This window comes from Mycobacterium sp. SMC-8 (genome assembly GCF_025263565.1).
GTDB lineage: Bacteria > Actinomycetota > Actinomycetes > Mycobacteriales > Mycobacteriaceae > Mycobacterium.
The window spans coordinates 5,051,508-5,076,520 of the sequence record NZ_CP079865.1; the positions used below are offsets into that span (position 1 = coordinate 5,051,508).

The 25,013-nt window shown below is 64.2% G+C and carries 22 protein-coding genes and 1 pseudogene; 6 read left to right on the plus strand and 17 right to left on the minus strand.

Going from position 1 to position 25,013, the window contains the following annotated elements; genetic code table 11:
• Nucleotides 1-257 precede the first annotated feature (257 nt).
• The gene (locus KXD97_RS24405; RefSeq protein ID WP_260753005.1) at nt 258-1,052 is read left to right on the plus strand and encodes a CPBP family intramembrane glutamic endopeptidase; all 795 of its coding nucleotides are present in this window, start codon (nt 258-260) and stop codon (nt 1,050-1,052) included.
• Between the two features lie 652 nt (nt 1,053-1,704).
• Nucleotides 1,705-2,379 carry a lytic transglycosylase domain-containing protein gene (locus KXD97_RS24410; protein ID WP_396885505.1) on the plus strand — a complete coding sequence of 225 codons (675 nt, stop codon included), beginning with the start codon at nt 1,705-1,707 and terminating at the stop codon, nt 2,377-2,379.
• 308 nt (nt 2,380-2,687) lie between these two features.
• Here KXD97_RS24410 and istB read toward each other — a convergent pair whose 3' ends face one another.
• On the minus strand, nt 2,688-3,488 hold the full coding sequence (gene istB / locus KXD97_RS24415) for an IS21-like element helper ATPase IstB (RefSeq protein WP_070351813.1): 801 nt from the start codon (nt 3,486-3,488) through the stop codon (nt 2,688-2,690).
• Nucleotide 3,489: 1 nt separating this feature from the next.
• Nucleotides 3,490-5,112: an IS21 family transposase gene (gene istA / locus KXD97_RS24420; protein ID WP_260753010.1), complete on the minus strand. Its 1,623-nt coding sequence runs from the start codon at nt 5,110-5,112 to the stop codon at nt 3,490-3,492.
• A gap of 107 nt (nt 5,113-5,219) precedes the next feature.
• On the opposite strand from istA, the gene KXD97_RS24425 reads away from it, so the two are divergent.
• The gene (locus tag KXD97_RS24425) at nt 5,220-6,017 is read left to right on the plus strand and encodes a CbtA family protein (RefSeq protein ID WP_260758137.1); all 798 of its coding nucleotides are present in this window, start codon (nt 5,220-5,222) and stop codon (nt 6,015-6,017) included.
• Between the two features lie 346 nt (nt 6,018-6,363).
• On the opposite strand, the gene KXD97_RS24430 is transcribed toward KXD97_RS24425, so the two are convergent.
• Nucleotides 6,364-7,023, minus strand: coding sequence for a thioredoxin (locus tag KXD97_RS24430; RefSeq protein ID WP_011893682.1), 660 nt, complete (start codon nt 7,021-7,023; stop codon nt 6,364-6,366).
• Between the two features lie 492 nt (nt 7,024-7,515).
• Here KXD97_RS24430 and KXD97_RS24435 point away from each other — a divergent pair, with 492 nt between their 5' ends.
• Nucleotides 7,516-9,060 carry a fused MFS/spermidine synthase gene (locus KXD97_RS24435; RefSeq protein WP_260753012.1) on the plus strand — a complete coding sequence of 515 codons (1,545 nt, stop codon included), beginning with the start codon at nt 7,516-7,518 and terminating at the stop codon, nt 9,058-9,060.
• A gap of 196 nt (nt 9,061-9,256) precedes the next feature.
• Here the strand turns inward: KXD97_RS24435 and KXD97_RS24440 are convergent, their stop codons facing one another.
• From KXD97_RS24440 to KXD97_RS24500, 13 genes and pseudogenes are all read right to left on the minus strand, one after another.
• Nucleotides 9,257-10,528 (minus strand): Ig-like domain-containing protein, encoded by a 1,272-nt coding sequence (locus KXD97_RS24440; RefSeq protein ID WP_255730353.1) that lies wholly within the window; start codon nt 10,526-10,528, stop codon nt 9,257-9,259.
• Nucleotides 10,529-10,742: 214 nt separating this feature from the next.
• Nucleotides 10,743-11,881, minus strand: a protein-coding gene (locus KXD97_RS24445) for an IS3 family transposase (RefSeq protein WP_260753015.1) whose coding sequence is annotated in 2 segments (ribosomal slippage) — nt 10,743-11,611 and nt 11,611-11,881 — 1,140 coding nt in all. Because the reading frame shifts where the segments join, the coding sequence is not laid out codon by codon here.
• Nucleotides 11,882-12,237: 356 nt separating this feature from the next.
• Nucleotides 12,238-13,599: a hypothetical protein gene (locus tag KXD97_RS24450; protein ID WP_260753016.1), complete on the minus strand. Its 1,362-nt coding sequence runs from the start codon at nt 13,597-13,599 to the stop codon at nt 12,238-12,240.
• The gene (locus tag KXD97_RS24455; RefSeq protein ID WP_043416046.1) at nt 13,596-14,045 is read right to left on the minus strand and encodes a hypothetical protein; all 450 of its coding nucleotides are present in this window, start codon (nt 14,043-14,045) and stop codon (nt 13,596-13,598) included. The genes KXD97_RS24450 and KXD97_RS24455 overlap by 4 nt, the downstream gene beginning before the upstream one ends.
• A gap of 388 nt (nt 14,046-14,433) precedes the next feature.
• Entirely contained in the window at nt 14,434-15,207 is a 774-nt protein-coding gene (locus KXD97_RS24460; protein ID WP_046362071.1) for a helix-turn-helix transcriptional regulator, read from the minus strand.
• A gap of 16 nt (nt 15,208-15,223) precedes the next feature.
• A complete protein-coding gene (locus KXD97_RS24465; RefSeq protein WP_046362091.1) occupies nt 15,224-16,162 on the minus strand; it encodes a sterol desaturase family protein in 939 nt (312 codons plus the stop codon).
• Between the two features lie 167 nt (nt 16,163-16,329).
• Entirely contained in the window at nt 16,330-16,926 is a 597-nt protein-coding gene (locus KXD97_RS24470; RefSeq protein WP_260753022.1) for a hypothetical protein, read from the minus strand.
• Complete coding sequence (locus KXD97_RS24475) at nt 16,859-17,542, minus strand: DUF433 domain-containing protein (protein WP_260753024.1); 684 nt, start codon at nt 17,540-17,542, stop codon at nt 16,859-16,861. Before KXD97_RS24475 ends, KXD97_RS24470 begins: the two co-directional genes overlap by 68 nt.
• Nucleotides 17,543-17,855: 313 nt before the next feature.
• Nucleotides 17,856-19,295, minus strand: coding sequence for an FAD-dependent oxidoreductase (locus KXD97_RS24480; protein ID WP_241204960.1), 1,440 nt, complete (start codon nt 19,293-19,295; stop codon nt 17,856-17,858).
• 72 nt (nt 19,296-19,367) lie between these two features.
• Nucleotides 19,368-19,787, minus strand: coding sequence for a low molecular weight phosphatase family protein (locus tag KXD97_RS24485; RefSeq protein WP_260753027.1), 420 nt, complete (start codon nt 19,785-19,787; stop codon nt 19,368-19,370).
• A 12-nt stretch (nt 19,788-19,799) separates the two neighbouring features.
• A complete protein-coding gene (locus KXD97_RS24490) occupies nt 19,800-20,471 on the minus strand; it encodes an arsenate reductase ArsC (protein ID WP_260758139.1) in 672 nt (223 codons plus the stop codon).
• A gap of 54 nt (nt 20,472-20,525) precedes the next feature.
• Nucleotides 20,526-21,594: pseudogene (gene arsB / locus KXD97_RS24495) on the minus strand (ACR3 family arsenite efflux transporter); the annotation flags it as partial.
• Complete coding sequence (locus tag KXD97_RS24500) at nt 21,591-21,965, minus strand: helix-turn-helix transcriptional regulator (protein ID WP_260753031.1); 375 nt, start codon at nt 21,963-21,965, stop codon at nt 21,591-21,593. The pseudogene arsB and the gene KXD97_RS24500, both read right to left, overlap by 4 nt.
• Nucleotides 21,966-22,227: 262 nt before the next feature.
• Here KXD97_RS24500 and KXD97_RS24505 point away from each other — a divergent pair, with 262 nt between their 5' ends.
• Complete coding sequence (locus KXD97_RS24505) at nt 22,228-22,674, plus strand: hypothetical protein (protein ID WP_260753032.1); 447 nt, start codon at nt 22,228-22,230, stop codon at nt 22,672-22,674.
• A gap of 236 nt (nt 22,675-22,910) precedes the next feature.
• The gene (locus KXD97_RS24510) at nt 22,911-23,222 is read left to right on the plus strand and encodes a hypothetical protein (RefSeq protein WP_260753033.1); all 312 of its coding nucleotides are present in this window, start codon (nt 22,911-22,913) and stop codon (nt 23,220-23,222) included.
• 158 nt (nt 23,223-23,380) lie between these two features.
• On the opposite strand, the gene KXD97_RS24515 is transcribed toward KXD97_RS24510, so the two are convergent.
• Nucleotides 23,381-24,775 carry an IS1380 family transposase gene (locus KXD97_RS24515; protein WP_260753034.1) on the minus strand — a complete coding sequence of 465 codons (1,395 nt, stop codon included), beginning with the start codon at nt 24,773-24,775 and terminating at the stop codon, nt 23,381-23,383.
• Nucleotides 24,776-25,013: the final 238 nt, after the last annotated feature.

The window sequence follows — 25,013 nt, forward strand, 5'->3', positions numbered from 1 at the left end:
CGAGGTTTCCGATACCCCCTGCGGTTATTCGATCGTCCTAGCCTGCACGCTGGCGATGATCGCCGGAATCACCTGGGGCGGTGGCCGCCTAAACAACAGTGAGCCCAGGAGAAGCCCACAGGCCTATGAACCGTCGGCACAAGCCTGACGCCGCGCCAGTGATGTCCTGATACGGGAATCCGCAATCAGAAGCGAGGCGCCCCAGGCGATCCGGGCGCTGACGGCGGCCCTTCCTCGACGGGTTATGCGAGAAGCAGGTGTGGACCCGGCAGGCTACCGTGGCTTCAGTGAATGCCCCCGATGCCCTAACCGACGACCAGCGGCAGCCGCTGCGGATCGAGATCGTCGTTGTGTTGATGGTGACGTTCGCTCTAAGCGCCTATACCGCGATCCTGGATCTGATCGAGGCGGTGCTGCTCGGCCTGGCGGGGCAGACGGTAGCGCTCAACCCGCGCCGCTCTTCGTTCGACCTCATCGATCTCGGCCTTAATCTGGCGACCGTGTTCCAATTGGTCGCTTGGGGCTTTCTCGCCGTATACCTGTTGTGGCGCAGTGGTTTTGGCCCGGCAGCAATCGGGTTGGGCCGACCGCGGTACCGGCTCGACCTTCTCGGTGGCATCGGGCTCGCGGCCCTTATCGGGCTGCCCGGCCTGGCGCTGTATGTTACCGCCCGCGCATTGGGTCTCAGCGCATCGGTAGTGCCCTCGGAACTGAACGACACGTGGTGGCGCATCCCCGTCCTCATTTTGGTGTCGTTCGCCAACGCCTGGGCCGAAGAGATCATCGTGGTGGGTTTTCTGCTCACCCGGCTGCACCAACTGCGGGTCCTCCCGGCCACCGCGCTGGTGCTGTCAAGCCTCTTACGCGGCACATACCACCTGTATCAAGGCTTCAGCGCCGGGCTGGGCAACGTCGTGATGGGTCTGGTGTTCGGCTACGCGTGGCGGCGCACCGGTCGGCTGTGGCCACTGATCATCGCCCACGGGGTGATCAACACGGTGGCCTACGTCGGCTATGCCCTGGTCGCGGATCGGCTGAATTGGCTGTACTAAGTTCACCTGCAACACCCTCCAGGGCCCCTAGCCCAGACCGACCACCGGCAGCGTGGGCCTCGGCCCCAGGCCCAGGGCAGGCAATCACCAACGCCATAGTGAAACCCCACGGCACCATCACCGCCGGCAGTGATGGAGTGCACCGGCGATGCCTCCACCGTCACGCTACCGCAACCTAGACGGGCCGAGGTCGCCATCAATACCGATCCGAGCCGCCGACCCATTGCCTACGTAACCGTTGTTGCTCAACAACATTGGCGCCCTAGTGCGGACACGAGCTCGAAAGACCGCGTCGGCTCAGAGGCCTGCAGGAAGGCCTTGCATGGTCGTGATCTCCCGCTGCTGGTCGCCCAGGTCGATCGGGCCAGCGCGACCGCTGCTGCTCATGACGTCGAATCGCGCGGTCAGGCGGCACTAGACATCGCACCGTCGAGCCGCGGGCTCTAGCACGCGAAGGATCCGGCATACCCGCTTGAGGTCGAGCGGTCGATGGGCTCTGACACCGCTCTGATGTCTGCGCCAACGTCGCGCCAAGGTGAACCCAAGGCTTCAAGCCCTGTGGCACAATGGATTCGACAGAATGGCTTGAGGGAGTCCAGTGTCGTTGGTGCGTGTGCGGGCTGTCGCCGTTGTGGGCGCGACCGCGGTGCTGATGACGTCCAGCTGTTCGTGCCAGACCGGCACCTCCATTCCTGAAGGCGTTCCGCCGCCCGCGGGAGCCCCGGTGCCCTACATTGACTATCCTGCCCGCGGCCGACCCGCCGACCAGTTGCGCGTCTGGGCTGCACAACGGGCTCCGGCGCTGAACATACCGGCCACCGCGCTAGAGGCATATGCCTATGCGGCCAGAGTCGCCCACGTCGAGAACCCCGACTGCCAGCTGGCCTGGACGACGCTGGCGGGGATCGGCATGGTCGAGAGCCGCAACGGCACCTTTCGCGGCGCCACCATCGCCCCGAACGGGGATGTCACTCCGCCGATTCGTGGTGTACGCCTTGATGGCTCGAACGGCAATATGCGCATTACCGACAGCGGCGGCGGCTCGCCCGACGGTGAGCCCGGATTCGCCCAGGCAATGGGTCCGATGCAATTCATCCCGGAGACCTGGCGGCTCTATGGGGTTGACGCCAACAATGACGGCATCGTCAGTCCCGACAACGTCGACGACGCTGCGCTGTCGGCTGCCGGCTACCTATGCAACCGCGGCGGCGACCTGGCGACCCCAAAGGGGTGGATGACAGCGCTGTGGGCTTACAACCAGTCCGATCCGTACGCCCGCAGCGTGCGCGACTGGGCTACAGCCTATGCCGCCGGCGACTCTCAATAGCAGCCCGAGGTCGCCGGATCCACGGGCGCGCGCATTCTGGACGCAGATGTGTGGCGGCAGCGGGTCGCGCATACGATCGAACTGCTATCTGATGAGGCTTCTTAAGGCCCGATCCGATCGACTCGACCGCCAATCTGACCACTCTGCTGATGTTTCCTTGTTATGCCGAAACCGAAAGGGACTAACGAGATGGAGAAGCAAATCATCTGGCGCGGCCTGTTGGCTGGCGCCGCCGCAGGCGTACTGGTGTCGCTTGCCAGGGTGATGGGACCACCTGATTGCCAGGGGGATGGGACCACCGTGGCGCGTTATCGAGGATGCTCGTCGGGTCCCTCTGGGTCAAGCTGACCGGGTCGGGTGCGTTGGCGGTAGGACGGTCCTTCGATGACCAGGGTGTGGGCCGCAGCGGTGAGTCGGTCGATGGCTGATTGGGCGAGCAGGGTGTCGGCGGTCATGGTCAGCCATTCGGCGGGTTCCCGGTTTGATGTCACGATGGTGGTCTTGGTTTGGTGGCGTTCGACGACGATTTCGTAGAAGTCGCTGGTTTCGGTGGCGTCGAGGGGTCGCAGCGCGAAGTCGTCGATGATGAGGACGTCGACGGCCGCCAGTCGGCGGATCTCGGCGTCGACGGTGTGGTCGAGTCGGGCGGCGCGTAGCCGGGTGAACAGTTTGTCGGATCGGGCGAACAGGACGGTGTGGCGGCGACGAATGGCCAAGTGCCCCAGTGCTGTTGCCAGATGTGTTTTGCCTACGCCCACGGGCCCGAGGATGATTGCGGACTGTCCGGCGTCGAGGAATCGTAGCGAGGTCAGGTCGCCGAGCAGGGTACGGTCGTAGCGCAGGTCCTGTTGTGCGGTCCAGGAGTCGAAGCGCATCGTCGGGTCGAGTCCGGCTTTGGCCGCCCGCAGGGCGGCTGATCGGGATTCGCGTCGGGATACTTCGTCGGCAAGAAGTGTTTCGAGGAATCCGATGTGGCTGAGTTTGTGCTGGCGGGCCAGTGCGGCCCGTTCGGGCAGGGTGTCGGCCAGGGCGCCGAGCTTGAGCGCTTTGAGCAGTCGGAGCAGGTCGGCGCCGACCGGGTCTGCGGCCACGCGGTTGGTAGTGGTCATATCAGCAGGTCTCCTCGGAGTCGGCATTGGCGATGACGGTCAATGATGTTGAGGTGGTGCCGAATTCGGATGGATCGCGCGAGAACCGGGTAGCGGTTTGGCCGACGGCCAGCGGCAGTGCCGGGATCGTGTTCTCGGTGGCGCGCTCGAGCATCGAGGCGATCTTGTTGACCGAGACGACGTCGAGATCCAGTGCCACCGAACATGCCTGCTCGACACGCTGCGCGCCGTAACGGCGCACCAGGCCCTGGAGTCGGTAGACGGTGCGCATCCGCGTCCACGGCAGCGGATCGTCGAGGATGCGTTCGGCGTAGATCCCGACGTTCGGGCCATAGGCGGCGCAGGTGGCGATCAGCGTCGTTAAGTCCCGCAGCGCGTAACCGACTTTGTGTTCGGGTAGATCAGCGCGGTCGGTACTGCGGCCTCCCGCAGGCTGACGAGGATGGACTTTGACCAGCACACCGCGGTGATAGAACTTCACCAGCTCACCGTCAGCACGCACGTCGAGGGTGTGCCCGATCCACTGCTCAGGAAGCGAGTAGAGGGCTTTGGCGACCTCGGCGTGGAAGTCGCGGTGCACCTTGACCGCTTTGAACACCGGCACGTCGTAGGCCCCCGGCACCGCCAGCAGCAGCGGTTGCTCCTCGGTGGTGAACACCTCCACCGGCCGTGCGCAGGTGGTGCCGTGGATGCGGGTCCCGGCAGTACGAAGACACCACACGGTGACAGCCTGCTGCGCCTGCTCAATACTGGCGAATGTTTCACCGTCCCAGAAGTTTCGGCGCACGTACTGCACCGCACGCTCCACTCGCGGTTTGTCCTTTGGGGAGCGCACCCGAGCCGGGTCGGTGAGGAACCCGACATGACCGGCGTAGTCGAGCCACCCCTGGGTGAATCGGGGATTGACCGCATCAGCGGCGGCGATCACCGGCTTGAGGTTGTCCGGGATCAGCACCGCGAACACCCCTCCGAAGAACTCCCACGCCGCCTGACATCCGGCGATCACCGCCACCAGGGTCTGCGAGTAGGTCAGCCACACGAACATGTGCCGGGAGTAGACGGCGGTGAAGATCAGCGCGTGCACCTTGCGGCGCCGCCCACCATCGGCGTCGGTGAGCATCCCGAGGTAGCCGAAATCGATCTGGCATTCCACCCCGGGATCCCCGTCGGCGACCCGCACCGTGGTGTCCTTGCGGCCGAAACCGCAACGCTCACCGGCGAATCGGTTCAACGTGCGATACGGCACCACGCACCCCTGACGGGCCAGCAGGGTCTCGATCTTGGTGATCGTCAACGGACGCTGCTCACCCTCGCCGGCCACCCACGCGGTGATCTGGTCCTCGAACCCCAGCAGCTGTTCCCACGCTGCGCCGTGGCCATCCGGGCGTACCGGGCGCACCGCGTCGGCGACAGCCCCGATCAACCCGTCATCGACGGCCTCAACGCCGTCGCTGCGGTGCAGACCAGCCGCTTGCGCAGCCTCGACGTAGCGGCGCACAGTTTTGCGGTCCACGCCGCAATGCGCGGCGATCGTGCGGTAGCCCGGTGCCGGTAGCCCGGCGACCCCCAGCCACACCCGCAGCACTTCCCTGATCTCGTTCACACTGACCTCCCGAAAAGCCATGCCCGCCGCCTCCGTGACTTCGACCGTCACGGCGATCAAACGAACAGATGAAGGGACCACCGACGCGACGCGCCGGTGGTCCCATAACTGGCAATCCAGGTGGTCCCATCACCCTGGCAAAATCAGCTCACACTGGTCCCATCCTCCTGGCAGACGACATACTGGCTTTCGGGTTCGCGCGGATATTCGCTGCGCCCCAGACTTCGCGCGCAATCGAGTACGAAGATGGCGTGCGGGCCGCCTGGGAGGCCATGGCTTCGCCGGGGGGACACGCCGGCCACGGTGAACAGGTCGACCTGTTCACCCGCACAGTGCAGATGAACCTCGGCATGGGTCTCGGCCTACTCGCGTTCAGCGTCGCCATCGGCGCCTTGTTCGCGGTGGTGTTCGCTGTGGCCTATGGTCGCGTCGGTGATGTGTCGGTACGACTGCTGTCGCTTTACATCGCGGGCGGCATGCTGTTGAGCTTGTACGTCATACCTAACCTAAAATATCCCGCCAACCCGCCAGCGTTGAGTCTCGACCAGACCGTCCGTGAGCGCACACTGCTGTACGTGTTGATGGTGGTGCTCTCGGCAGCGCTCCTGATCGGCGCGGTGGCACTGGCTCGCCGATGGGTGGCCACGTTGGGGGCCTTCAACGGGAGGTTGGCCGCCGCTGGCGCCTACGCGGCGACGATGGCACTCGTAATGATTGTGCTGCCAACCATCAACGAAACACCGGCCCCGCTGCGCGACGCTGCAGGCGCCATCGTCTATGAGGGCTTTCCCGCCGATGTCCTCTACTACTTCCGGCTCTACGCGCTCGGCACCCAGGTTGTCATTTATACGACAATCGGCCTGGTGTTCGGTGCGATCGCGTCGCGGCTGGTCGGGGAGCGCCGAAAGACGAGCCACATACTGTGACGCCCAATCCGGCCTCGGTGGCGGCGGTACAGAAGCAATAAGGCCGATCGTGATGACTTCTGCGGTACCTCTCGCTGAATGCCGTCCACGGGCAGACGAACGGAAGGCGTCGACCGAGGGCAAGCATGCCGCGCTCACTGCGGCCCGCAGCTCTATCCCTCTGATCTGAGCCCGGTTTGAACGGCATGCAGGCCGTCCCGCGACCGCATTCATGAGCCAGGTCAGGTGCGTAGTAAATCGTTCGCCGCTGCCGCGGGATTGTGCCGTGCGGCTATGTCGGCGAAGCCCATTCCACAGTCATCGGTTCGCTGCGCGCCGAACCGTGGTGGGGCCCGCCTGGCGCTGACTACTCGCCAAGGGCATTTTTGATCGCAGCGCCCAGGTCTGCGTAAGTCTTGATCTCCAGCTGCTTTCCGTTTACGAAGAATGTGGGCGTGCCCTGCACGCCGAGGGCGGTGCCGTCGGCGACATCCTCTTGGATTCGATCAAGTGTGGCCGGGGCGTTGTACGCCTCGTCCCACGCGGCTACATCGAGACCCAGCTCGGTGGCGTATCCGCGGAACACCTCGTCTGCCGGTACCTGCTTTTCGCCCCACTGATCCTGCGTCTCGAACATCTTCTTGTACATCGGTTCGAACTGGCCTTGCTGAGCCGCTGCTTCTACCGCACGTGCCGCCCGTTCTCCATTGAAGTGACCAGGCATCGGGAAATAGCGGGCGACGAAGGTGACTTGCTGGCCGTACTGGGCGCGCAGCTGCTCCACGGCGGGGAACGCCGCGCGGCAACCTTCGCACTCGAAATCGAGAAATTCGACAAAAGTCACATCGCTGTCGGGCGCGGAACTGAGGCGGTGACTGTTCTCGCGGACTACCTGGGCTTCGCCATCAGCCTGTGTGCCACCTGATCCTGCGGTTCCACCATCTCGGCTCGAAAAGTACACACCTGCACCGATCGCGACAGTGATGACTACAAAGAAAGTCAGCAGAATTCGAGTCATTGGATTCATGCCGGCAGTTCCTTTCGCTCCGTAGAGACCTGTAACTGAGCAATCTACGGTGTATCTCCGTAAAGATTTCTACCACGACGGCTCTCCCCCACGCCCAAGCGTCCCGCACTTTGTCGCCCTAGTCCTCTCCAACGGTTCCGCGGCGCCGCGGCCCGGCATCCTAGCGAGACGCGCATATGTCTAATAATTTTGGTCAAAAAAGGTTCGGAGCGGTGTCCCTGGCCACGGTGGTGTACGTCCACAAACTCGTCGAATCTCGTTAAGCGCAAAACGATTCGAGACGCTCGGACCCGATTGCTGCCGGGCTTGCCGTCGGCGGCAGTCAAAAACCTCTGCGGCATAACGCGTCGACGTCGGTGCTGTTTCCGCACCCGTCGATGCCTGCTGCGCTGTTTCCATCTCCGCGGCGCGCACCGCAATTACTGACAGGTATACAAACCGTTTTTCAGTAGTTAGTCGGAGACAGAGGTTAGTGCTGCCAGGATTGAGACTGTGACCGGTCCCCCGCCAGTTCCCGACGACGATCCGTCATCTCAATCGCTGCCCGGGGTCGGAGCGCGCACCGCCGCGGTCCTTGTGTTCACCTCTTCGGCGGCAGTGCTGGTGGTGGAGATCACCGCGCTGCGGTTGCTGGCGCCGTACCTCGGGCTGACCCTGGAAACAAGCACCCTGGTCATCGGAATCGCCTTGGCCGCAATTGCCCTTGGCTCCTGGGCGGGCGGCCGCCTTGCCGACCGCGATGATCCGCGTCGCTGGTTGGGGCCATCGCTGGGGATATCGGGCGTGGTCGTGGCGTTCACGCCTTCCGCAGTCCGCACGGCGGCCGAATGGGCGCCTGCGACGCTGTTGATCGTTGCGGCGCTCACTATTCTGGCACCCGGAGCGTTGCTATCGGCGGTGACACCGATGGTGACCAAGATGCGCCTGATCAAGCTCGCCCAGACGGGCACCGTTGTCGGTCAGCTGTCTGGCGTAGGCACCGTCGGTGCCATCGCCGGCACTGTGCTTACCGGATTTGTCTTCGTGTCGCGGGTGCCAGTCAGCGTGATACTTATCGGCCTTGGATCAATATTGGTGCTCGGCGGCATCGTTGTGGAGTGGCGCATTCGCCGGCGGAACACTGTCAGCGCCGCCGTACTTACGCTCCTAACCGTCGGCGCGGGTCTGGCTGGCTACGTTGCACCCGGCGGTTGCGACGTGGAAACCAAGTACCATTGCGCCCGAGTCATCGCCGACCCGGAGCGAGACAGCGGCCGCACCCTCATGCTCGACGGCGCGCGCCACTCGTACATAGACCTCCAAGATCCGGCCGTCCTGCAGTTCAAGTATGTGCGCGCCTTTGCGTCGGCCGTCGACGCATCCTTCCCGACCGAAGAGACACTGGAGGCCTACCACCTTGGTGGAGGCGGCCTCACCTTCCCGCGATACCTCGCTGCTACTCGGCCAGGAACCCATAACGTGGTGTCCGAAATCGACGGCGGCGTGGTGCGCATAGACCGAGACCAACTCGGATCAGCTTCCGAGGCCGGGCTTGAGGTGCGCGTCGAGGACGGCAGACTGGGCCTTGCGCGGCTCGATGACGACAGCCGTGATCTGATCGTCGGCGACGCCTTCGGCGGCGTGAGCGTGCCTTGGCACCTGACGACTGTGGAAGCGCTGACAGACATACGTCGAGTCCTCAAAGAGGACGGTGTGTACATTGCGAATCTCATCGATTACGGAGAGCTGGCGTTTGCACGTGCCGAAGTCGCAACACTCACAGAGGTTTTCAAGTACGTCATAGTCACCGCCGAGGCCGGCGACGTCGGCGTCGATTCCGCGACGACACCCGATGGCGGCAACCTGGTCGTGCTCGCCTCCGATCGACCGGTTGACCATGACGCCCTTCAGAGGGTTCTGAATACTCGCAACACCGGGTGGACGACCGCTACCGGCAACGACCTCAGATTGTGGATCCGCGACGCCCAAGTGCTGACCGACGACTACGCTCCCGTTGATCAACTTCTCGATCCCTACCGTCAACAGAGCGGGGAGTAAATTGTCGAGGTCGGCCTTCATCGCCGACCCGTCGCCAGCTTTGCAGCGTTCCCGGTCAGACTCCTTCGCGTGTAAGGCCAGCAGGCAGCGAATTTGTCATCTGCCCGAAACCCGCTCTCTGATGCTCAGGTCCGAGTCGCACCCGGTGAGAACCAGCGGGATCGCGTCGCATGTCGCGTGACTTATCGAATACTGATCAGGGGCGCAACGCGCTGCCACCCATCCATCCGTCCCAAGGCACAGACCAATCTCCGTTCTGCCACTGTTCCAGCGGTGCGCCGCCGGTATTTCGGATCTCGACAACATCGCCTGGATTGGCAAAGTTGTAGTACCACTCGGCGTTCTCTGCGCTCAGATTCAAACAGCCTGCCGAAACGTTGGTGTTTCCCTGCGCCCACACGGTCGCTTCGCGCTCATGGAGGTAGATGCCGTCGGGACTGATCCGCACCGCGTGCGGGACGCTGATCTTGTACCCCGATGCCGAATCGACGGGCAATCCGTAGGTTGACGAGTCCATCAAGACGGGATTCTGTTTCTCCATCACCGTATAAACGCCAGGTTGCGTCCAGAACGCGATTGTCTTGCCCCCGACAGTCTGCGTCCCTCCCCGGCCCATCGATGTCGGCATCGTACGGATCAAATTGCCGTTCTCGTAAACACTGACCTGTTTGGTCGTGTCATCGGCGATCGCGACACGAGACGGCCCAATCCGGAAGCTGACCTGCCTGTCCTGTTCTCCGAATAGTCCACTACCCAGATCAGTACCGTAGAGATCGGCTTTGACCGTGACCTCAGTGCCGGAAGGATAATACTCACGGGGCCGCCAGTGCGCCTTGCGATCGTTGATCCACATCCAGGAGCCCGCCAACTGCGGCGTCGTTATGACCTGGAGGCGAGATTCGGCCGCAGCCCGGTCAGGGATATCCGCGTCGAAGGTTGCCACGATCACGGTTCCGACACCGTACACACCACCCTCCGACAGCGACGCTCCGTTGGTCATGCCCAGCCGAACTCCGACCTGGGATTGCGGTGCGACAGTAGAGAACTCCGAAACCGTCGTGACGGTGCTGGCGTCAGCGCCCCGGCCGGTCGCGCTGAGCGTATAGGACCGTCCGTATCCGAGTGGCTCGGCGGGCTCCCAGGCACGTCCGCCCTCCACCAAGCGACCCGCGACGACCCGGCCCTGTTCGTTCTGCATCCGCACATCAGTCAGGGTGCCAACTGTCGCGGTCACCTTCACTGCGCCGACGGGGACCACATCGCTGGCGCCTGTGCGGGGAAGAATCTCGATTACGGGAGGCTCGGGCGCGGCCTGCGGCGTCTGCTCAACCTCCAGGGCACCGGGCGCAACCACCGTATTCGTCAACCGAGACTTGAGAGCACTTGTCTGCGATGCCGTCACGAGCACCGCGACAGCCGAGATCACACTCAGCGCAACTACCTTTCGGCGTCCAGCCAACACTTTCATCACAACTATCCGTCGGGTCGCACTCCTGCTATTACGTATCCACATAGTAATTGGTGGCGCGACCAGGTGCCGATTCGGCGCGGCGAGCTAGTAAAAAGGCCGCCGCGAGCTGAGCGCCGGCTTACGTTGTACATCGATGCCATCGCGATCGGAGCGACTCGACGGGCCTTCCGCAGGTGGGCGGGTGAGGGGGACCCGTTTGGTGGTCCAGGCGCTATGCGACTTTCGGTTGGTGGGTCGTGGCCCACTGTAGGGCAAACTCGGCGGGGGTGAGTTCGCCGTGAGCGGTGTGGGGTCTGTTGGCGTTGTAGTCTCGGCGCCAGTCCTCGATGATTACCCGGGCCTCCAGCAGCGAATCGAAGCGCCACGAGTTGAGCAGTTCGTCGCGTAGTCGGCCGTTGAACGATTCGATGAAGGCGTTCTGCCACGGCGAGCCGGGATCGATGAAAAGTGAACCGGCACTGTTGAATCGGCACCAATCGGCCACAGCGTGCGCCACGAACTCTGGCCCGTTGTCGAAACGCACATAGTGCGGCGCCCCGTGGATGAGGGCCAGCCGATCGAGCACGGCGACGACACCGTCGGCGTTGATGGACCGGTCGACTTCGATGGCCAGGGCTTCCCGGGTGAACTCGTCGATGACGTTGAGCATCTTGAGGGCGCGGCCGTCGGCGGTGGTGTCGAACTGGAAGTCCATCGCCCAGATGACGTTCGGACGGATCGGCGACATCGCGCCCACGGCCACCCCGATGCCGGTCAGCCGCTTCTTGCGGCGGCGCTGCGGGACCCGTAGGCCCTCTTCGCGCCAGAGCCGGCGGATGCGCTTGTTGTTGGCCTGCCAGCCCGCCCGGCGGGCCATCTTGGCAGCGCGGCGCCATCCCCAGCGAGGCCGGTCGGTGGAGAACCGGCGAAGCCAGGCCCGCAGTTCGGACTCCTCGGTGGTGACCGGTGATGGCGTCAGCCGCATCGTGGAGCGGTGCAGGCCTACAACGGTGCAGGCGCGGCGTTCGGACACCCCGAACCGCTCACGCAGCATGGTCGCTGCGCGGCGTTTGCGGTTCGGGGTCAGAAGTTTCCCGACCCGATCTCCTTAAGCATGTCGATGTCGAGGGCCTGATTGGCCACCAGCTTCTTGAGCCGGGCGTTTTCGGCCTCGAGCTCCTTGAGCCGCTTGGCGTCATTGGCCTTCATGCCGCCGTACTGAGCCACCCAGCGATGCCACGTCGATTCGGCGACCTCCAGATGACGGCACACCTCGGCCAGCTCCTGACCGGAGCCGAGCAGCTTGTTGCCCTCGGCGAGCTTGCGGATGATCTGATCCGGCGTATGCCGCCGCCGCTTGTTCGATGCCATGTCGTTGGTGATTCTTCCTGCCCGAACACTCGGGCAACAGAGTCGCACAACGACTGGACCACTACAGGGGGCTCACCTCACGGGTGCACCACCTGCCGTCGCCGATGCAGATACAGCATGGGAGGCATCGCTGCAAAAGCCAGGCTTCCTACTCTATCGGCTCGCCGCCGCCGTCCAATTCTTGACGGGAGCGTTGGAGGGCGCTTCGCCAGCTCGACTCGAAATACACTGTGGCGGAATCCCCGACAGAATTCCGCCACAGCGGTTTGTCGGGATCCGTCCCGCCTCTCCTGACGGCCTCCACAATCTACTATGCACCTCAGTAGGACGCATATAAATTCCGAAGGAGGCGGCTATCAGCCTCCGAACAGAAGGTAGAGACCGGTGAACGTGTAGCCGACCATCGTCAGCATCATCGCCACTTGACCGGTGATCTGATGCTGTTGCGGCAGCAACCGCAGAGCGCGATCGTGCGCGGAGACGACCGCCACCATGTGCCCCACAACCACGCACGCGACCTTGATCGTCCAGAGCACTGACGGGTGTTGAGACAGGATGTAACTGACATCATTCGGTGCCAATCCGAACAATTGCCAACCCAGGCCAAACGGGTCAGCCAAGCGCACGACAGTTTCCTGTCCGCGTTCGACGAGGTAAGACAAGTAGTGGGCGAAAATGTAACCGACAACGATGGGAACCAACGAATGCGCCAACTGGCCGGGAAGTTCTTGGCGCTTCTGGGGACTGATGCCGCCGGTTGATCGTGCAGCACCCCAGAAGGTCACACCAACAATGGCGACGAAGAGGATCAATACCGTTGTCCGCAGCACTGTCGCACCGCCGGCCTCGCCGAAGAGCGGAACCCCCGTAGCGGTGCGATCAACGAAGTTTCGGAATGCCGGAGCTTGGGAGAAACTGTCGAACGCGGTAGAGCCCAGCAGCACCGCCAGAACTGCGACGGTTCCGGGACGCACTGGCAACGTCGGCAGATGATCGAGGGGATTGACGAGTTCCACTCGTCCCGATGCCGGCGAACGCCGAAAGGGTGATAGCCGCGAGACCGCCATGCTGTAGACCTCGAACGGGTCTGCCCGTGCGAACCACCGAGCACCGAAGACCCAAGCACCGACCCCCATCGCCCCTACGTAGATCAGTAGCCACGTTGTGATGGCAGTCAGGGAACCTGGGTCAGGGCTTGCCAATTCAAGCCAGACAAAGGCGAAAAGCCCCAAAGCGGCAGGCCAGTAACCCCATGCTCGCGGATAGGAGCGGCCCGAGGCATCGGCTCCCCTCCGTCGAGCGAGACCGCAAATGCGGTAGATGGTGCGCAGCGGCGACAGCAGGCGCCAGACCGGACCCACGCAGACCGAAACGGCGACCAGCCCGACCCAGAGTAAGACGTAGAACGCGCCCGGCAGAGCATTGTCGCCTCCCGCGGGGCCCCATATGGCGGCCGCCAGAACCCAAAGCGCGAACAACAGTGCCAGACTCGCGATAATCCAGCGTGACGTCGGAGAGTCGACGGCACGGGTGACCCAGGCAGGTAGTTCGCGGCCCGGCTTCGCCGGGTCGAAGCGCGGGCGCTTCCACGCGAGAGCAACGATCGCGAAAGTCGCAGTCAGCGCCCATGCCGCACCGATGAGGGCGAACGACAGCGGTACAGGAAGGTCAGTGGAACCGCCTACGCCGTGCGCGAGGATGTCGACTCGCGGGGTCACGGCCGAACTTGGATGGTGACGACAGTGCGGTTGAGGTCGTGGAGCTCGACATCGACTTGGCCGGGCACGTCCACGGTGAACTCGAAGGTCTGATCTGGACGCGGTTCAATGTTGAACGTGTGCTCAGGTACTGAGTGAACGTGCAGTTGGTCGGCGACGTCGCTGGTCACCTTCAGCACAATCGGCTTTCCGACGGTGGCCCGCGCTTGGCCGTTCGTCGGCGTGACCGTGCCCCCGGCGATCGAGACCTCGACAACGGTGCCGTCAGCAGCCGGTGGCACCTGTTCGGTAGAAGGCGGCTGCGTGGAGATCGTCGTGGCTGCCGTCGACGCCGCCTGGCTGGTCGACGACGTCGAATCCGTCGTCGTGGATCCGCAACCCACTAGGGCAGACAACGTCGCTGCAGCGGCGATGACGACGCCACACCGGGCGCTCCGAGCGCTCACGGGTTCTCGTTCCTCTCGACGGCGGGACTCTGCGTGGGACCTGCGTCGCCTCCAGACTCACGACGTCGGTTGCGACGAGCAATGTAGAAAACGACACCGACGATGACTAGCGCGGGCGCGAAAGCTGGAAGCGACATCCACAGCCCAACGTCAGTAGCGAGGTAGGAGATACTCGGCAGATCGGCATCGCGACCCGCTTCACTCACCGGGACGTCGATCAACACGGTTCGGTACCGACCGTCATGACCATCAGCGACACCCCCATCGACGCCAGCCCATCCGACAGTACGCGCGTGATCCGCAGAGCAGCCGCGATTCTCCGGCACTTACGCACTGTCTCCGTAATTCGTGTGAATGAACATACCGGAACCGCCGGTACCGAGTTTTCTCAGGTGAGTCGTACACCTCGCCGGGCATCGATAGGTGCCAGCCCGAACATCTCATGGAAGACGCGGTTGGCGTGTGCACTGTCGCTGAACCCGGCAGCATGCGCAGCGTCGGTGATGGTTCCGCCATCCCGCACCACCTCCATCGCGCGGATGAGGCGGCACCACCGCACGTAAGCCGTGAACGACATTCCAACCTCGTGCGCGAACAGCCGCCCAAGACGGTCAGCAGAGAGGTGCACTGTGCGTGCGACATCAGAGAGCTTCACCGGACCTTCGATGATTCCGGGCAGCAAGTCCACGGCAGCCTCCACACCCGGATGCACGGCACATCGAGGTTGGCCCTCGGCTCCGACCAGGTAAGCGATGACCTCGTGTGCCGCGAACGAAAGATGCCGCTGCTTAACAACATCGACATTGACGAGCCTCTTTCCGAGCCGCACCCACTCTCGGACATCGTTGCGATTCGTGTTGCGAAAAAGGGCCGTGACTGCACTACCGATGACACTTGTGGGCTCCAGGTACAGCATCATTCCCTGACAGGCCTGAGCCTCGATAGAATGCTCCGCACCTGCGGGGATGATCGCGGCGGGCGCCGACAGGCCCCGCCCATCGGCGTCGACGAGGAAGGCAGCGCCATCGTCGATGGTCACAATCTGCAAGGCGGCGTGCCCGTGCGCGTGTGCAGAACCGAGCTGTCCACGGAAGACGAGCTTTCCCGGCTCGATTAGCGCTTCGCCCAACCACGTCACGTCACGAGTATGCCGAGTGCGCATTAACCGCGGGCAAGTTTCACGTGCCGACCCGATCCGACCGGGTTACCGCACGACCTCCTCTGAAAGAGGCTGTGTCGCCGATATCGGTCTCCTTACCGAATTTGCATGCGCCCCTTGCACGAAAGGGTTCAGCCAGCTGTGCGAGGTACCGCGTCGGGTAGTGAGGTTTGGCGGCCATGCCGAGGTCGTCCGAACTAAACCGGCGTTGGGAGTCGAAGGAGAATGTCCGGAGGGCGTGATCCAATCCCAGGGTGAAAAGTCCGAAGTTGACGTCACCAATCCCAGCCCACTTGAGATGGTGGAAGCGGTGACCTTCGTTGAGCGCGAGTACTTTACGTAGCGGTCCGACGCGGTAGTCGGCATTGGAGTGCTGCAACAGCAATTGAACGGCAATAGCCACCGTGAGAACCTCCGCGATCGCTTTCGGCAGGCCCAGGATGAGCAGCGGCAAAATGCCGGCTGCGAGTTCCAGCGCCCCGTGCAGTGGATGCTTCATAAGACCGTTGAAGCCGTAGAAGCGTTTCACGCTGTGGTGGACTGCGTGAAAACGCCACAGCCACCCCACCCTGTGACTGGCCACATGTACCGCCGTCACACCGACATCGGTCACCACGATTGCGATAAGAACCTGAAGCACGAACGGCAGCGAGGAGGGCCACCACGAGCTAAAGGGATTGAGCATCGCCAGCAAAGGCACGACGAGAACTGTCAATAGCAGCGAGGTTTCATTGATGAACGCGTGGGCGAAGTCACGGCCTCCGTCGCCGATCGGTTCGTTCCACTCTGCGCTATAGGGCAACGTTCGCTCCGCAGCGAAGGATAAGCCGACCGCGATCAGTATGAGGGCCGCCATCCAGACCTCCGCCCACGGCGCGTGCGCCAGAGCAATTGCCGCACCGTTGACACCGAACAACATCACCGGCACATAGCCGTACCGGACGAACGAAGTAACCATGCCCCCAGCGTGGGACATACTCCGGGTCTGGCACTTGAACAGATCCGGCGACTTCACGAGGCGGGACACGTGACGTCCGGTTGCCCCCACTGCTTTGCTTTCGCCCGCGTGACAATCCAGACGTGGTCACGCCGACCCCGGTGGCTACGGCCAATTGGAGGCGAGGTCTAGAACCAACGGTCGCACAAGAGCAAGAGCCTCGGCGGGCGAATTGACACTGAGAGCAGCGTCCTCTTTACCGTTGTCGGGCCGGCGCCAAGGATAGCGTCGCCCGACGGATGAGCTTCACATGCTTCGACGTTGACGCGTGTCCTACAGGCGCTCGAGGCGAGGTGTCTTGCCACGATGGACCCGCACACACCCGGCGTACCGCTCATGGCTTCTGTGCAGATATCGCGCAGCGTTGCAGCCACCGCCTCCACCAACGCGGCCCGCGTCGCCTCGCCCGGAAACAGGAACATGTGAATCTTGGCGGCCTTCAGCGCAGCCAATTCGCTCGGAGTCTTCAAAATCGTTGTATCGCGGCCGATTGCGACCCACTGCCTACGACCGACATCTCGCAGCCACACAGCATCGTCAGTGCCCTGGGCCGCCGCGCGTGAACCGTACAACTCTGGTGGAGTGTGGACTTTGTACCCAAACGCCTCGATGGAGCGGCGCAGGGTCTTACCGGCGAGATTCTCGTCGAGGTAAAACTCAGGCGGCGCGGCCCAGGAGGACGCGTGCGGCGGTTCGGACTTCTTCGCGGGAGATTCCGAACTCATCAGCAACCACCTCCCCCGGCTCCCCCGCCCTCAGCATCGCCGCGACGTCCGCCACACGCGGGCCCGCAGTACCAAAGCGCGGCTGGCCGAACCCATAGCGGGGATCGACGACCACCTTCGCGGGTGCCCATTGCCTCAGTTCAAGCTGATATGGGACATCTCCACCGTCCCAGGAGATGTACTGGATGTAGTCCTGGACAATCTCGCGGATCACATTCTGGCCTGAACGCGCCTCGATGAGGCCAGCGCCTGCCCTCGACTTGGAAAAATCCCAAAGGACGTCGATACCGTCTGTTGCAAGATTGGGAGCGGTGAGGACGTACTCCCTGCCGAACTCTTTCTGAAGCGCGTCAAGCGCCGGCCGAATCCGCCGAATGTGCACTCCGGCATCACGCAGCGCCTCTAGGACGTAAGCCTCGGTGAGCGCAATGAACGACACGTTCGCTTTCCGGGCCGGTGCTGCGACCACGTGAATCAGCGCGTCACCACGCTCGTAACCCTTTGCCCAACGGTGAAAAGTTTGTCGCTTGATCGCCAGGAAACGCGCTGCGTCAGCCATGTTTAGGATGCCCAGAGTGAACCGATCATCGTCATGAGTGGCGTTGCTCTTCATCATCCCCTTCCAATGCTTTCCGGCCTTGAATCTAGCCCCGATTGCCGACAACTTACCCAAACGTAACCCCCAAGAACTTCAACTGCGCGCCGCACCGTCACGTTGGTCAGACGCTCAGCGGTTGCAACCAAGACGGCGTCCTTCAGGCGCGCGGCGTAGCGGCGGAAACGATCTCGCCCCCAGATAAAAGCGGTTTCGCCTCAGCATCGCGGCAGTCGCTTGTTTGAGCGCGACCTCGCAACATGGGGCCGGTGTGGCCACCAGGCCGCGGGTTCAGACCCCCGCCCCGATCGTCGGGGTGTAGCCGATTGCACGGCTACACCCGTGTTGGGTGATCCTCCGAGGTCAGCTGAACGCCTTTCGCCCGGAGTTGGCGCGCCCAGGTCTGGGTGGCCATTTGCGTGGCATCCCAGGGTGATCCCAGCGGCGGGGTGTAGGACAGGTCCAGCTCGGAGAAGCCCTCGACGCTCATCTCGTGGAACAGCGCGGCGGCGTAGGTGTCGACCCGCTTGGACACCTCTGCACTGCGGTGACCGACGAGTTGGGCCCCCAGCAGTCGACCGGTGCGTTCATCGCCAGTGATCCGGATGTGAATCGGGGTCGCACCCGGGTAGTACGCCTTGTGGTCATCGGGTGTGGCAGCGATGGTGGCTGGTGTCCATCCGCGGTCTGCGGCCAGCACTTCGTGGTCACGCAGCCCGGTGCGGGCGGCCACCAGGTCGAATACCTTGACCACCTGGGTGCCGAGGCTGCCGGCGAAGCGGGCGTCGCCGCCGAGGGCGTTCTCCCCGGCGACGCGGCCCTGCTTGTGGGCAGTGGTGCCCAGCGGCAGCCAGGTCACGCCGAGGAGGCGGTGGTGGGTGTGCACGCAATCCCCGGCGGCGAACACATCCGACAGGGTGGTGCGCATCGCCTCATCCACGGCGATCGCGCCCTTGATCCCGAGTTCGGCGCCGGCATCGGCGGCCAGCTCCACATCAGCCTTCACGCCGACCACGACGAGAACGAAATCAACTGTCTGATGCAGGGTTTCGCCATCACGATGAGCGGTCACGGTGAGCGCGCCGTTGGCGGTGCGGGTGACGGCGGAGACGGTGGTGTTGGTGAGGACCTGCACGCCGTGGCGTTCCAGTTCGTCATGGACCAGGGCGCCCAGCTCGGGATCGACGGTCGGCAGTACTTCGGGTAGCGCCTCGATCTGCGTGACGGCGATACCGCGGGTGGTGAGTCCTTCGGCCATCTCCAGACCGATGTAGCCGGCGCCGATGATGACCGCGGTGGCCGGTTGGCGTTGCTCCAGGGACTCCATGACGGCGAAGGTGTCGCCCATCGAATGCAGCAGGTGCACGCCATCTTTGGGGCCGAGGGCGTCCGGTCCGGTCAAACCGGTGATCGGTGGGCGGGCACTGACGGCGCCGGTGCCCACGATCAGGGCGTCATAGGACAGTTCAGTGGGCGCCCCGGTGGGGTCGAGGACGTCGAGGGTGTGCTCGCCGACGTTAATTCTGGTGGCGCGGGTGTCGGTGAGGACCCGCATGCCGGTGGCGGCTAGGTCATCAGCGGTGCGGTGGGCCAGGTTGGTCCAGTGCGTGACCTCCCCGGAGACGTAGTAGGGGATGCCGCAGATGGAAAAATTGGGGTAGGCGTCGGCGACGACGACGGTGACCTCGGTGCTGGGGTCGAGTTCACAGATGCGCAGAGCGGCGCTTATTCCGGCGTCGCTGCCGCCGATGGCGACGATATGGCGTGCGGGCATGACGAAGTCTCCTCGGTGTATCGAGTGGGAAGGGTTGTGCTGCTGCGCTGCAGCGTGAGAGCGGGGTTGGTGTCAGGCGTCGGTGAGCGTGGTGTGCAGGCGTTGCACGCGGACGGCGATGTCGTCGCGGACCAGGCGCATACGTTCGAGGCCGTCGATACCGCGTTCGGAGGGTTCGTCGGTGTCCCAGTTCTCCACCCGGGTGCCCGGCAGCGGATCGAGTTGGGCTTCCCGACCGAGCGTGACCACCAGGTCGACGTCGCGGGCCAGCTCGTAGTCCACCGGCTTGGGCTGCTCACCGCTGATGTCGATGCCGACCTCGAGCAGGGCTTGGGCGGACAGGTCGTTGACCGCGCCACCGGGTTTGGTGCCGGCGGAGTAGACGGTCACGGTGTCGCCGGCGAGGTGGCGCATGAGCCCGGCGGCCATCTGCGATTTGCCGCCGTTCTTGACGCACACGAACAGCACCGACGGTTTCGACGAGGCGGTCATCAGGTCCTCTGCCTAGTTCTGGCGTGCGGTGACGTGGAGTTCCGCGAGCAGCCGGCGGACGCGTTCTTCGAGGTCGTCGCGGATCGGTCGGACCGCGTCGACGTCCTGACCTTCCGGGTCGGGCAGGTCCCAGTTCTCGTAGCGCTTGCCGGGGAAAATGGGGCAGGCATCTCCGCAGCCCATGGTGATCACCACGTCGGCGGCCTGGACGATTTCATCGGTCCAGGGCTTGGGGAATTCGCCGGTGATGTCGATGCCGACCTCGGCCATTGCCGCGACCGCGGACGGGTTGATGCGGTCGCCGGGTTCGGAGCCGCCCGACCACGCCACGGCGTCGTCGCCGGCGAAGTGGGTGAAGAAGCCCAAGGCCATCTGGGAGCGTCCGGCGTTGTGGGTGCACAGGAACAGCACCGTGGGCTTGCCGTCGCTGATCTTGCCTTCCACCCGGGCCAAGGCGTGCAGGCGTTGGCGGGCGAACCGTTCGGCGAGCAGCGGAAGGAAATTGGGGACCGACGCGCGGCCGGCGAACTGATCGTAGGACGTGTGCAGGAACCGTTCGATCGTCTCGACACCGAAACTGTCGCCGAAGTCGCGCGCCAACCGGGTAGCGGCAGTCTTGAGCGCGTGCTGCTGATCGATGGACAGGTCGCGGTGCGGGCGCAGGGCGGCGGGGCTATCAGACATTGACATGGTGTTACGACTCCTTTGTCGTGGACAGGTTGACAGCGACGGGCACAGTGCCCTGGTCGCGGAAGCGTCGGCGCAAGGCCAGTGACACGTACACCAGCCCGACCAGGACCGGGACTTCGATCAGTGGGCCGACCACCCCGGCCAGGGCTTGTCCGGAGGTGGCGCCGTAGGTGGCGATCGCCACGGCGATGGCGAGTTCGAAGTTGTTGCCCGCCGCGGTGAACGCCAAGGTGGTGGTGCGTTGGTAACCGAGGCCGATCGCTGCGCCGAGCAGATAGCCGCCGCCCCACATGATTGCGAAGTACACCAGCAGGGGCAGCGCGATCCGCACCACGTCGAGCGGGCGGCTGGTGATCTGTTCGCCTTGCAGCGCAAAGAGAACCACGATGGTGAACAGCAGCCCGTAGAGCGCCCACGGTCCGATCCGCGGCAGGAATTGCGACTCGTACCAGTCGCGACCCTTGGTCTTCTCGCCCACTCGCCGGGAGAGGTAGCCGGCGAGTAGCGGTATGCCGAGGAAGATCAGTACCGACTTGGCGATCTGCCACGGCGAGGTGTCGATGGTGGTCTGTTCGAGGCCCAGCCAGCCCGGTAGCACCGATAGGTAGAACCAGCCCAGCACGGCGAACATGAAGACTTGGAACACTGAGTTGATCGCGACGAGGACGGCGGCGGCTTCGCGGTCACCGCACGCGAGGTCGTTCCAGATGATGACCATGGCGATGCAGCGGGCCAGGCCGACGATGATCAGCCCGGTCCGGTACTCGGGGAGGTCGGGCAGCATCAGCCAGGCCAGGGCGAACATCAACGCCGGACCGAACACCCAGTTCAAGAACAGCGAGCTGAGCAGGAGTTTGCGGTCACCGGTCACGGTGTCGAGCCGGTCATAGCGCACCTTGGCCAGCACCGGGTACATCATGATCAGCAGGCCGAGGGCGATGGGCAACGAAATACCGTCTATCTGGACGCCGTCCAGCGCAGTGTTCATCCCTGGGATCCATCGACCGAGCAGCAGTCCGGCGACCATGGCGATGCCGATCCACACCGGCAGGAACCGGTCCAGGGTGGACAGCTTGCCCACTACCGGCGCTGAGGTACTCGCCACCGTGTCGGTCATGCCGTCGCCCCTGCCAGCGCTGCCGCGTCGAGATCCAGCAGCGCCGCGATCTCGCGCAGCGCCTCCGGGACTACGGCGTAGTACACCCACGACGCCCGACGCTCGGAGGTCAACAAACCGGCGGCGCGCAACACCTTGAGGTGATGCGACACCGTGGGTTGGGAGACGTCGATGCCGCCCGAGATGTCACAGACGCACGCCTCCCCACCGGAATGACTGGCGATCGCACTGAACAACCGCAGCCGCACCGGATCGGCGAGCGCCTTCAACTTCTTGGCCATCTCGGCGGCTGCAGGTTTAGTGAGCGGCTCCCGCAGCAGCGGCGGCGTCACGCAGCACGCGTCGGCCGCCCCGGCCTGTTGATTCGACATTCATCGATATTGACACTCATCGAATCACGGGGCAAGTGAACGACAGATGAACACTGCCGCGACACTCCCGGCCGGCCCCAGCCGACACCGCCACCACCGCGGGTGATTGCCCGTCACTACCTGACCGTTAGCCCAGTCGCGCCAGTAGAGCTGCGCAGCGGAGTAGGCACTGGCTGCTGCCGCCGCGTAACTCAGCCCGGTCCGCACACCGCTATCACTCATCCAGGGAGCCACCCATGTACACGCCTGCACCACCTACCTGGTGTTGTCGGACTACTACCACCGGCCCACTCAGCTCAACGCCGCTCACACAGCGTTCGAGTTGATCTCCCTGGACGAGGCCAGGCCGCGCGTCGTCGGCGTGGCCACCATCGAGCCCTACTCCGAACTCGACGCCCGCCGCGACCTCCACGCCGTATTCGCCGCCAGCCCCGTTCACTGCGCTCGCGTCGTAGAGAGACCTGACATGACAACCGTGTTCGTGGCCACCGTCCGGACCCCAGTCGAGGCGACGGCCGTCGCGCACACCGCCGACCAAGCCGCCAGGCTGGCATGCGAGCTGGGTATGGAGTCCCTGCAGAGCGTGCACGGCGACTTGGGCTACGACGATCCCATGTTGGTCGGGAAGTACTTCGGAGTCGACGTGCTCCCGTTCGAGGTCGGCGGCCCCACGCAAGTTACGCGCCGCTCCAGGCTGCTGGCGTCGTAACTCCACCACCCCCGTCATGCCTACTACCTGACCCCCGTCGCCGAGCTGCCCTACCCCCACACGATGGGTGAGCGGCCCCTCCCGGACGGCACACGCTCCAACTGTCCCCTTGCCCTTGAGGCTGTGCTCCGCACACGCGTCAGCACCCCGGGCAGGGCGGCCACCGCGAACTGTTCACCGACGACGCGATCTCCGCGCGCCGCCAAGCCTGCGACGTCCACGCCGGAAACTGGACCGTGGTGCTGCCCGCAGTCACGGCCTTCCTCGAGCCTTTGCCGGCCAGTGCCGACACCGCAGCCATCGCCCACGCCGCGCGCAACCATGCACCGTTCGCCGGTTTCACTGCGGCCGACCGCCGACTGACGCTGGCGCTGCTGAGCTACAGCGACTCGCTACGCGTCTACACCAACGGCCACGGCCAGCGCGAAACGATTGGCCAGCACCGCATCTGCTGGGCCCGCACTGCCGGCGTCTGCGCGCTGCCCGTGTGGTTCGACGCCACAACGGTGCGCCCGCCGCGCGACGCGGTGCTCCTGCAGCGCGGCTAAGCCTCGATCCACCGGTGAGCTGTCGGTGTGAAGTCGATTTCGATTGTGTGCGTTGGGCCCGGGGTGTGCCGTGAGGTGGGTGTGTGTGATGGCCCGATCTCGGTATCGGCTTGTTCCTGTGGGTCTTTCGTCTCGTGCGGGCGGTTGGGGTTGCTCTGTTAGGCCAGCAGTGGCCGGTTTCGGCCAAACAGACTGTGGAACAGGGTGTTCCACGCGGTTTCCCAGGGCCAGTTGCGTGGCAGGTGCAGGGTCAGGCGTCGGGCCGAGGAGGCGATGCGTGCCGGCACGCTGATCAGGGTGCGGCGGATGGTGCCGGTGCGGGCTTTGGCCAGCGCTGGTCCGGTCAGGGTGGCCGCGGCGCGGGTGAGGTTGAACGCCATCGCTGCGCACACCAGCCAGGCGGCGTTGGCGCCGAATCGCCCCGAGGGCAGATGGGCCAGAGCAGAGTCTTTGAGGTCGGCGTGGACCTGCTCGATGAGCGCGTGGCCGCGGTGGGTCTTGTCGGCGGTGACGGTATCGAGGTCGGTGGTGGTGAAGAAGGCATGGAAGCGCCAGGTGTCGAACAGGGTGGTCTGCCCCTCGCCGCTGGCGGGGTTGAGGTCGGGGATGCGCCGCACCACCAGCCTGCCGGGGATCTGCTCGCTGGTTGTGCGGGAGCTGAACGCGGTGAAGTCGATCTCGGCGACCTCGGCGCGCGAGATCCAGCGCTGGGTGTTCTCGTCGTAGATCGCGTCGGTGTACTGGATCGGGATCCAGGCGTCCTCGGGTATGGCGGCGATGGCGACTTTGACTTTTGGGTCCAGGCGCACGGTGATCGACACGTCGGCACCACCGCGCAGAGCAGCCGCCACGGTTGGGTAGCCGTAGAACGCCGAGTCGGCTCGCAGCAGCGGCCGGGTGGCTGCCGCCGAAGAGCGCAGTCGTGTCACGGTGGCCAGCGTGTCGCCGACGATGCGGGCAGCTCCACGTGCTGATCCGCAGGCGCCTTTGCGTAGGCGTTGGCCGCAGATGATCGGTGCACCATGCTCAGTGGTGAGCGTGGCGATCAGCGCATTTAACCCACGGACCCCGGAGTATCCGTAACCAGATCCCTGTTTGGTGTAGCCGTGCACTTCGATGATGGTGTCATCGAGATCAACACACACCGGACCGTCAACACCGGCCAGCACCGGAGTGCGTTCGTGCAGACCGGCCAGCAACCGCGCCGCCACGGCGTCGAGTTGGCGGACATGACCGAAGCTGAATTCGCGCAGGAACGATCCCAGCGTCGACGGGGCGTACGGGCGGTCGAACACGGTGCCCATCGCGCCGTGGCGCAGCAAGGCCATGTCATCGATGCTGTCAGCCCCAGCTACCATGCCCGCGACCAGCGACAAGACTTTCGCCCCGGCGTTGGCGCCCTTGTCGGTCGGCACCGTGATGTGCTCATCAGCCAGGCTGCTCAACCCGCACTGATGAGCCAGAGCGGCCATCGGGACCAGCCCGGCACACGACACCAGATTGGGGTCATCAAAGCGGGCTGACGCCACAGGACGAGTGTGAGATAGTTGCATCTACGAGATGCCCTTCGTTCTGACCGAATGTGATCCTAGACAAATCCCATTCTTTCACCGCGACAGGGCATTTCGTTTTTACAACCCGCCCCAACTCCTATTCGATCGGTGGATCAAGGCTAAGGCGCCCTCTCGGCCGCTCCCCTGGCCCGTTCAGCTCGACGCTGCGACACCGCCCGCCAGGACGACGAACCCGCCGTCCAAGGGTCTCTGGCGCAACACAGCCACCGCCGCTCCG

Bases quoted from the DNA above. Each gene is read 5' to 3' on its own strand.
- KXD97_RS24470 (WP_260753022.1), bottom strand. From the start codon at position 16,926: ATGAGTTCGGAATCTCCCGCGAAGAAGTCCGAACCGCCGCACGCGTCC.
- KXD97_RS24485 (WP_260753027.1), bottom strand. From the start codon at position 19,787: ATGACCGCCTCGTCGAAACCGTCGGTGCTGTTCGTGTGCGTCAAGAAC.
- KXD97_RS24500 (WP_260753031.1), bottom strand. From the start codon at position 21,965: ATGTCGAATCAACAGGCCGGGGCGGCCGACGCGTGCTGCGTGACGCCG.
- istB (WP_070351813.1), bottom strand. From the start codon at position 3,488: ATGACCACTACCAACCGCGTGGCCGCAGACCCGGTCGGCGCCGACCTG.
- KXD97_RS24460 (WP_046362071.1), bottom strand. From the start codon at position 15,207: ATGCGCACTCGGCATACTCGTGACGTGACGTGGTTGGGCGAAGCGCTA.
- KXD97_RS24480 (WP_241204960.1), bottom strand. From the start codon at position 19,295: ATGCCCGCACGCCATATCGTCGCCATCGGCGGCAGCGACGCCGGAATA.
- KXD97_RS24430 (WP_011893682.1), bottom strand. From the start codon at position 7,023: ATGAATCCAATGACTCGAATTCTGCTGACTTTCTTTGTAGTCATCACT.
- KXD97_RS24490 (WP_260758139.1), bottom strand. From the start codon at position 20,471: ATGTCTGATAGCCCCGCCGCCCTGCGCCCGCACCGCGACCTGTCCATC.
- KXD97_RS24465 (WP_046362091.1), bottom strand. From the start codon at position 16,162: ATGGTTACTTCGTTCGTCCGGTACGGCTATGTGCCGGTGATGTTGTTC.
- KXD97_RS24475 (WP_260753024.1), bottom strand. From the start codon at position 17,542: ATGATGAAGAGCAACGCCACTCATGACGATGATCGGTTCACTCTGGGC.
- KXD97_RS24440 (WP_255730353.1), bottom strand. From the start codon at position 10,528: ATGAAAGTGTTGGCTGGACGCCGAAAGGTAGTTGCGCTGAGTGTGATC.
- KXD97_RS24410 (WP_396885505.1), top strand. From the start codon at position 1,705: ATGACGTCCAGCTGTTCGTGCCAGACCGGCACCTCCATTCCTGAAGGC.
- KXD97_RS24515 (WP_260753034.1), bottom strand. From the start codon at position 24,775: ATGCAACTATCTCACACTCGTCCTGTGGCGTCAGCCCGCTTTGATGAC.
- istA (WP_260753010.1), bottom strand. From the start codon at position 5,112: ATGGCTTTTCGGGAGGTCAGTGTGAACGAGATCAGGGAAGTGCTGCGG.